Source organism: Kluyvera sp. (assembly GCF_047971185.1).
Lineage (GTDB): Bacteria > Pseudomonadota > Gammaproteobacteria > Enterobacterales > Enterobacteriaceae > Kluyvera.
In genome coordinates this window covers 1-10,033 of record NZ_JBKDZH010000011.1, presented here as the reverse complement: position 1 = coordinate 10,033, position 10,033 = coordinate 1, and the positions used below count along the sequence as shown (strand labels likewise).

At 45.2% G+C, this 10,033-nt stretch carries 1 protein-coding gene; it reads right to left on the bottom strand.

Annotation, left to right across the window (positions count from 1 at the left end; genetic code table 11):
* Positions 1-7,805: 7,805 nt before the first annotated feature.
* Positions 7,806-8,330, bottom strand: a complete 525-nt coding sequence (locus tag ACK5JN_RS01725; protein ID WP_416868567.1) for a hypothetical protein — start codon at positions 8,328-8,330, stop codon at positions 7,806-7,808.
* Positions 8,331-10,033 lie beyond the last annotated feature (1,703 nt).

The following is a 10,033-nucleotide window of genomic DNA, read 5'->3' as shown; positions in this document are numbered from 1 at the left end:
TGACGGTGAGCTCCGTCGTAGCTGTGTCAGTGTGTGTGTGTGTGTGTGTGTGTGTTGCTCTTTCTTGAGGTATACATGTGTGTGTGTGTGTGTGTGTGTGTGTGTGTGTCATGGGTGTTGCTCTTTCTTAAGGCATACGTGTGTGTGTGTGTGTGTGGCGCCTGTAACACCAGAATATTTGTGTACGTAAGGGAGTGTTCCTTAAGGCCGCTTGAAGGTTTTACAACTCGCCTTCAGACTTACTCATCGTCCTCTCTTGTGCTTGTTTCGCCTCCTTGTTAGACGCGGCTAATTCTCGCGTCGGTGGCAAGTTAAAACATAAACTGGAAAATATATTGTTGAAATGTGCTTAAAAAGTTTAGTTTTCTCATTCTCGCAGGTTTCTGGTCACCTTTATGAAAACAATATCGACTAAAAGTTAGCTTCAGAATTCTCTGTATTTGTCGATAATTTCAGCTCTTTAAGATCCTACTCATTAATAAGAAATGGAAGTCAACTTTTTTTTATAAACGAATATTTTGAAGGTCATATGGCCCTCAGCAATATGGAACGGGGCGGTGGAAGCCAGTCATGGGAGGGGGGAGTTTTGTTGGTGATGGAGAGTGGATGTTTCTTCACATTAAACAGCTAAAGTAATGGAGCAGCCGTACCGTGAAATAGCATCCGCAGTGTTCCGTTATCATCCAAGGCCAGGCGGGTCCGTGAGGGCTAGACCAACGCAGACCGTCTCAACGCTTCGAACTTTAAAATATTGGTTCTCGTTTTGGTGCTTCAGAGGGAATGGCAGCCTAATCAAGGGCGTTATCAGTGTGATCCCATGTCGTGCTGATGGCTGGGTCCTGATTGCTATCGCTCCAAAAACCAGACCAAATCCTCACCTAAGATTAAAAAAAAAAAAAAAAAAAATAGAAAAGAAAGGAAAAACAGATTCCCTTTAAATATCTGCTGTGTTGGTACGGCAGCTTAGAGAGCTGAAAGCACCTCAGCAATAATTTGTCAGGTGCAGATCACAACTTTTTATTGGAAACGTATTTTATGATACGAATTTTTTGTACATCAGATTCCGGTGATGCAACATCTACAATTTATATAAATGATGAGTTGTTTGCGTGACCCCTGTGCACTTCCTGTTGATGAAGGTAAGTCAGAACCCCACGCCACGTGTACAGCGCCTCACCTTTAGTTCATTACAGGCAACTGAAGGAAAGCGAGCGTTCATCACCGGCTTGTGATGGATCAGAGAGCTGTTCAGTGATATACAAGACACGCCTTCATTTGCTTTCTAAATCTAGTGACAAAAAAAAAATTGGTACCCAAAAATTTTAAGGGAACCTTTAACTTGTCACCGTATAGTTTGGGTCCGGTGTGCAATACTTATTAGTCAAGAATGAAGAAAAGTTTGTCATAAAAAATACAATTATTTGCGTTGAATTGAATTCACACCAGATTTCAGAGTTAAGCCTTGAGAGGCATTTTCTCAGTCTACATGTGTGAGAGAATGAAAGATTGATCAAGAGTTTCATTGCCGTTTGTGTGCATGTGTGTGTGTGTGTGTGTGTGTGTGGCGTGCGTGCTCATGTATATGGGAAGGAGGCAAAGGAAGGGATGGGAACAGTGACATACAAATAGAAAGAGAGAGGGAGGAAGGAGTGGGGGAGAGTGAGTGAGTGGGGAGAGGGTGAGAGGGTCCTGCCCTTCTATTGATTACTACTCTCACTCCCCGAAATTCTTGTGTCACCTCGGATCTACACAGCACGAGCCCTTTTTACCGGCCAGACATTGTGGGGAGAAGGACGGCGCCGTCATGTCCACAGGGGGTCTTGTGACACAAAAAAGACACTATTTTTATTTCTCTTTCATTAGTGGCTTTTACAAAATTCCATTCCATTCTGTTCTGTTTTCTAGGAACGTAGCACTGGAACACCACTGCTACGTTCCTTTGAAAGGGATATCAGTATTGGTGAAATTGTCACATAACAGTTTTGATTGTGTTCAGTTTCTTCGTTTATCTTTCATTTTTAAGTTGTCAAGGCTACCAAACGCTTTATAAAGACAAGACACCTTTTCCTATATTACCGTTCCCTGTACAATCATTGTGAGGTGTAGGGATAAGGGAAGACCTATTCTGTTTAGTTAATCCTAAAGTATAGGACGAAGAAGGGACTAATATGTGGCGCCAGAAGCTGTTTTTGAAAGATGGCATAGCGGGTGACGACGTGAATAGCTTTGGTTGGCATCAAGATTTAGAAGATTTGCTTCATACACAAGGATACACAAGGATATAAGGAGGCTACAAGAGGCCAGGTAGTCTATACGAGAGTATGCATTTACCAACTTCCCTCCCCATCCCTAAATTTAACCTCCATTTCAAGCTTTCAGTACTGCTTGCTTCAGCTACATATCTACTTAATTTGCTAGTATCATCCACTCCCCTATTCGTGAACCAGTTTTTACATCTCTCCTTCCCGAACCTGAGTTTATCTAGTTTATACCCATTGCTTCGTGGCCTAATATCTGTGTTTAGTATAAATAGTTTATCTAAAGCACCCATATCAATCCTCTTAACCTATTCAAAAACTGAAATTAAATCACTCTGCAGTCTACGTTTTTTCTAAGATGTAAGTTAAGCTTCTATAGTCTTTTAATGTGCGGTAAGTTTCTAAGTCCTTTAGTCATTTCGGTCATACCTCTTTGTACTTTGTACTTGGCGGTAATACAGTGATTCCTGGGTCGGAGGTCAGAGACCACATGCACACCCAACTACCTTTCGTAGCTGGAATGACCAAGAACTGTATTATATAATGTATATGTATTTAAGGCGTTATTTTTACCTATACTTGGGACGCTGCATTTGTCGATATTCAGCTGCATCATTCATTTTAAATTAACTTCCTTATGATTGCTGTTGCCTAATTCCCCATCTATTTCAACCAACTCTATTATCATTGCTGTATAACGCTAAGTAAAATACTATTTCCTTTTCTGGGTTCATTAACTTGTGGCGTGAGAAAATTATCTTGCACAATCTTAATGAAACGTTCTGTTCCATGGTCACCCATAAGGTTATCCCAGACAATATTTTTGTAATAAAATCACCAACGGTATATATTACCATATTCGCTGGTCCTGTTTATTTCCTAGAATAAGGCGGAAGAGGCATTCTCTGTAACAGTGAGAGGCCGGTAGACGATACCTATAATAAGTTTATCTTTTGCTTCTGCAATTTCCTTACATATTGTTGCAGCATTTCCGTCTGTTTAGGTGACTTATTGATAACAGTTAACAGTATCTTTTACAAAGCTACTCCACCTCTTCGCATTCTTTGCCTGTCTGCATTACATAGATTATTTCCCTTTCATTGAAATCTCAAAGAAAAATGTTTGCTGTCGATGGCTATCCATGACTCAAAGATCGCTATAATGTTTACTATTTCCGCACTAGTTAAACCCCGCAGGAGCTCCATTTTCTTTCTAAGACTACAAGTATTCGTGCAGTAACGTGTAAAATCATCATCAGTATCAGCAACTTGAACACGTGACTTTTATCAAAATTAATTATTTTATACCTGTTCACGCTTTCAGTAGACTCAACATTATCTGATTCTATACTGAGTTTCTTTCCGACACCCTCGCGCCACAAATCCTCACTTCCTCCCAACACGACAAAAAACTACTGAGTGTTTCAATCTTATGCTCAAAACTGGCGGCGAAAGCCACCACGCCCTTACGTGAGAGGTAAACACTAGGTAACGTGGTCTTCCTGCCGTAATAACTGCCCCAGTTATCTACGAAAGACCATCCGTTGCTCTTGCAATGATCAGCCAGCCAACTTTTCAAAGCAATTGCTCAGGAAAGCTACTCGCTGGACACTTCTACGCGGCGAAACACCACACACTGCCCGCTTATTTCTAAGGCCACAGATTCACCCTGAAGCCTGTCTGAATCTTCTTCTAACTCCTCGGGTGTAACCTTGTCTGTTTCGTTCCCTCCTGCTCTGAAACACATAATGGGCGCAGCACCCTCTCAAAACATACTTCTAGCCAGCCAATCACCCACCTCCCTCATCCTCGCCCCAGGAAAACAATTCCTTGTCCTGTTTCTCCTGTTTCTGCAACAAGAAACGCGCTCAAAGCACCTTACCTGACTGCCACCATCCACCAAGTTCTTACTTTGGGGCAGTGGTCATGTGTTTGCCGTACTACAGTCTCCTCCACACTTGTCATCCAGAGCCAAGAACACGATGTTGATAGAGAGCTGGGCCACGTCACACTTAGGGGCAGCTCTTCCCACTCTGCTTTTTCCCAACACCTTCTAGGTAATTTCAGGAGCCACAGAAGGGCGCTAGGTGTAGGAGGCCTTCAGCTCCTCCTCAGCGCGATGTTCTCCGCCTATAAGACCTGAACTTGCTCCCGTAGTCGGCGCTAGGTGTTGGAGGCCTTCAGCTCCTTCCTCAGCGAGATGTTCTCCGCCTGTAAGACTGGAACTTGCTTTCGTAGTCGGCGAGGCTCCAAGCACAAGTCGCTTTTAGCCATGGCTAGCAACCAGCTAAGTAAGTTGACCACAGAGAGACCCGGCACACGTTAACTCACGACTAGTGACTGAGGTTAACTGACTGATGACTGAGGCCAAGTAACTAGTGATTAAGGTCAACTCAAGTAATAACTGAGGTCAACTGATGTTTGTGTTGCATCCCCTGAATCACACTCCAGGGAAATGTTGTCGTCTTCACGTTTTTCGAATATTCGACAGAATACTAAAAGATGACCTTCATGTTGTACTTTAGTGGTTGTTGTGATCGGGACTTTGTGTTAATTGGTTCACTTTCGTTATCATAGGTATTTTTGGCTTAAATAGATTTGTGTTACATGAGAGTTTCTGTAAACATTTTTTTTATCTCACCAGTAACGTATTTGGACTGTATAGAGGCTTTTGGCACCAACGGGACATAGTTTCCCTTTTACTCGTACCTTCTGCTAATCCTGTTGTTGCTGTTACTGCTCTTACTGTTTCTACTGTAGCTGTTACTATGTATTATTACTGCTCCTGCTGCTGCTGCTTCTACTACTACGACTACGACTACTACTACTACTGCTACTACTACTACTACTACTACTACTACTACTACTAATAATAATAATAATAATAATAATTTCTTTTTGCTCTTCTAATATAATTTTCACTTTCCGCGCTGATTGAAAGTATCTATTCGTAAGATTAGCTTCTCTTCTCATCTGTTTATAAATTCAACGCTTTAACCCAATATTATGCTTAATTTTGCTCGTCATCTATCTTGGGTCTGCATTTTCTCCTCTCACTAGCCTGTAAGGAATATTCTGAGATAGCGCAGTCGTGATTTTTCTGGTGAAGGGGCAATACAGGTTTTCAACTGGCGCTTGGTAGTTAGGATCTGAGTCCTCTGCTCCGTGACCTAACTGTTGACCTGACGCTCCCAAGTCCGTCTCTTCTTCCTCGCCGATAATCCACTCGTTAGAGATCGCACCCCTTCGGGACCCACCTCTCTGGACCTCTGTTCTCACCTGCCCTGACACCCCCAAGTTAATCCCCCTCCTTGCCGCTAAACCCGTCATGAATCCTCCGAACCCCTCGATACCCGTTCTGACCTGACCCCAACACCAACTCCACCCGGTTAATTCCTTGTAGGTGTTGTCTCGGCGCTTCGTAGTTGCCAATTCTGAAAGTGGTACACGCATTTTATTGAAGTTAATGCTTGCCTTCCCCCATCGGTGCCCAACAGTACTAGTAGCAGCCCCACAGCGTGTTTAAAAGGTCGTTAGGCGCCCGCTCTCCTCGTCGAGCTCGACTTGGTGGAATCCCCAGCAAGCGTCCGCCACCGTCTTGTACGAGTGTGAGGGATTATCAGACACCGTGTCGAAGCGCGCCAGAGTGTGATGTGTCTCCCGCAGACAGCAAGCAATTAACTTCTGAAAGTCGACAGTCCTGCGGGGCCTGCCTGACTTCATGGCTACCAACACCATACGAGCACATCGTTCTATAGCCTCTCCTGCGGGAACTGGGCGGATCACATCTTTGTTGTCGTCGTCGTTAAGCTGCTGGTTGACTTTCGCCTCCCAGTGTTTGGGAGCCGAGCCAGGTGTTTGGCAGGCGTAGAGCTGCGCACCCTCCAGAAGCTGTATGTGGTGTTGGGCGCCCTCCATGACATGGAGAGGGTACCGGTCTGTGTTGAATGTAGTCGAGGAGAACTGTCTCAGGAGCCATAGTTCCAATCGAGGAACGTTATCCTCTAGCGACCGAAGCGGCATGTAGGCGGACCTGGCCGGGAGGCGACTGTTACGGTGGTACCATTAATCAGCTCCTTCGGCAGTCGAACCTCTTCGTTGATTTTTTGGTACTGTAAAAGCGGAATGGTGGCGAAGAGAGTGTCTAAGCGGCGGGGGAGACGGGGTTGTAAGGCGATATTGTTGACGTTTGCCAAGGGGTCTCGCCGAGGACATCTTCGTCTTCCCCTTCGCATATTTTAGGGATCAGTCAAGTGTTTTACTTTAATATTATTGTAGCAAATGATTTCTGAATTATAAGAAAATATATATTTGATCAAATATGAAGTAGCAAACTTTGCTTAATCAGTTTCCTTAGCTTAAGAAAGACTTGTGTTTCTATATCTGATTATAAAACAGCCTCCTGTCAGTGCAGCGATGCCAAGCGTGCGATAATTGCTGCAGCCCACGAGAATCAAAACAGCCTCATTATCGCTGCTTTATCCTTTCCTTACTCATCTAAATTATATCAATAAGTACGTGTTTAACCATAAGTTGGACAGAAGACCGTTACTTGTTTGAGTGCGATAGTTTTTGATGAGAAAGAGATAATTGTAATGTGCTTAGTACGATAATCTGGTAATGCTGCGTCGGTGTTATTGTGCAGGATGTCTTCTGCATTGTCAGCTCCACCAGATAGTCTCTTGCCAACACACCAATGGGGCTTGGCCTTTTCCCAGAGGGCTCCATATCTGGTGCGACTCCTGTGAGGTTTGTATAGTAGTACAACGCGGCGTGTGGTGTGACGGCGTCTTCTTCTTCTTCTGTGACCTCTATTGCTTTGAATCGCTAGGGCGCCAGGGATGTCAGCCATGTTACTCATATGATGTACGCAATTATACTAATATATTTATTACTGGATCAATCAGTACATGTGTTATTATACATGAAAAAATATATATTTTTATAGTAATGTGTGTAAAATGCTTTCATTATCAGGTTTTCCATATGCAGATGTTTGCCAGTACTACCAACATTGGCCGAAGGTATTCCCTAGAAAGGGAAGGGGTTAGGGTTGATTAATGGTAGCGACCGGAAAGGGGACCCCGCTTAAGGGAAAGGGAAGGGGAGGGTGGTAGAGAAGATTCATAGTACCGCCGTTAAAAGGCCCGGTCACACGAGCGTTTGTCTCGAGAATTTCACGGCGATACTATTTCACGCCGGTGATTTTTCAGCCGGTTGTGGTCACAAGGCGCTTCGCCGACTTTAGAGGTATAGTTCGGCGGGCTGCATTATTCGGTGTTGGGCTGAGCCGTACAAATACTGACGTACCAAAACAAAAGAGCCTTAATAGCGGTGGCCAGAGACCCAGTGAAGACATCAGGACAGGGCCAGCAACATATACCTGGGCCCCTGTGTCGGCCATAGCCGTGACCGTTTGAACCTGGCCGCCCGACCGCGCGGGCAGCTTGACCTGCAGGAGAGGCTCCGTGGATAGGTGAGTAGTCCGGCTTGTCACAGTGTTAATAGCCTCAACCTCACGTTTCATGGGGCTCCTGCACATTTCTTTTCAGTCATCAGCTGTGACGTCAACCCCCGCCACCGCACTTTCCCGGGCAAGTTTCCCGCCCGAGGCAGCATCATGCTTTGCCGCCTCAAACACAGAACAAAAGCCCCTGAGGCTGTCGATGTGACTGATACTCTCACACCACCGAGACATCTGTCTTAACGCAGAGTCACTGAGATCAACTATCACTTTCCGCAGGAGCATGTTATCCGACAGATCATCGCCACAATGAGGACACTGAAAGCCACATTTAATGGCCTGCTGAGGACATCGAATAAAGAAGGCACTGATGGGCTTGTCGGGAGCCTGGCTGACGCTTAAGAAATCAGACCAGCGCACTACCTGATTTGACGGACGATGCATGATTTTTCCTATGGCATCCAGTGCCTCCTTAGGTGCCATGGTTTCCCATTGCCCTGTGGTGAACATGGCGTCAAGGGCACACTGTAACGCAGGAGCACACAGGAGGCGGATGAAGAAGCCTGCCGCCAGGTTCTGAAGTTGGCCAACGTCATCTTTACCTCGCATTTAACTGGCGTTGTCCCAGCGGGAACCTTCCCAAGGGGCGGGTGCCGCGTGGCAGACAAAGACACCAGGCTTGCTTGCAGAGATGGGATGGCCTCCTACTGTGAGAGCAGGACCCGTATTATAGAAGGGTTCACAATGTTGCTAATTAACTGAGATAGCAACCTATCCCGCCACATTGGCATGCTAGAAACAACATTGTGACGTCACGAGGGTGTTAAATAACAACCGATTCTGATATAGCACCCTCCCTCTCTACATTGGCATTTCAGAAGCTAATTATGACTTCATAAGGTTGCTGGGGATGGTGTTAATAAAAACAGCCTCGGAGGTGGTGTTAACGCGAGCGAGCAACCTTCGTCAGATTTATATGAAATTACTAATATTTAATGTTTTTAACCTGAACTTTAAGTCTGCGAGTATATACTGCACATTCTTCCATGAAACGCCGAGTTGTATACACTAAACGTCGTGAATGACATACAAGTGCTAACAGCGGCACGGCTGGCAGCGCCGTAGAAGCAGTGGCGTTTGATCTGGGCCCATATACCTGGTGCTTTTTGCTCGTGCACTAAGAAGGAAGAGGCGATTTCGCGATCGCCTTGACCCTCTCTCCATTGGTGGTAATGAGTTAATAAACCACAAAAAGTTCCCTGGCAGTGAGCTGGTTCAGCTCATCGAAAACTGGAGCCTGGAGCTGGGTGCTGCTGAGGTATTATCCCTGACAGATTACACCCGGACCACTCCGGTGGCTGACAATGTTTTACCGATAGATTTTAATGTGCTATTCATCTCTCTGATTACCGTTTCCGTCGCAAAGTACTCGCTTCTGATATTTGAACAACAAAGTAAGCGGGAATAGGTTCCTAATTTAGCAACTACAGTTAGTATATAATTTTTCTAGGTGATTGCCTCACAGCTATTACCTCGGGGAGCCATTTGAAGGATATGGAAGAAAAGCAGTTTATTACCGTAAACATCCAACCAACGTGACCTAAAGTATAAAGCCCGTGTCACACGGGCGATATTTCCTGGCATCTTTTGGTATCTTGCTACCAAATGATGCCCGGAGTGGTGGCAAAAAGTGCTCGTGGTGTCACACGTCATTTCGGCTCCGAGGACCTTCTATTGGCATCTTCCCGCAACCAAACCACACAATGGATCGTGCTAGAAGACGTCACCTTGCTGCGACTGGCCTCTTTGTGTGTTTTGACACATTCTTTGCCAAAAAACGTCTGTGGAGTCGCCCTTGGCTTGGAAGAAGAAAGGACGAGAGCATATACTACAGACTGGTTAGGGAATTGAGCCTGGATGATCCGGAGACTCTACGCAACTTCATATAGCTGAACAGAGACCAGTACCACGAACTATCGAGGCTTGTAACACCTCTCATTTATTTCTGCTATCTCCCTGGGACAATCTCTCCTAAAGGCCTCTCCCATGTTCTTGTATACTTCTCTCTTCAGTGTTTTTTTTGCGATAATTTGGGTCTTTGCTGTCCCACAAGCACTTGCTTTCCCAAAACATATCACATAGAGATTGACCACCCAAGGTCGGTCATTTCTCTTTGTTTCACTGAACAGTGTTGTTCGTTCGGTGGTCAGATGTGGCGTAGTCTGCTCCAGTTTGTAAACAAAGATGCCAATACTGGCGTCAAGAGGACGATCATGCGCGACTCCCCGTTTGCTACCAAGAGATGCCCGTAT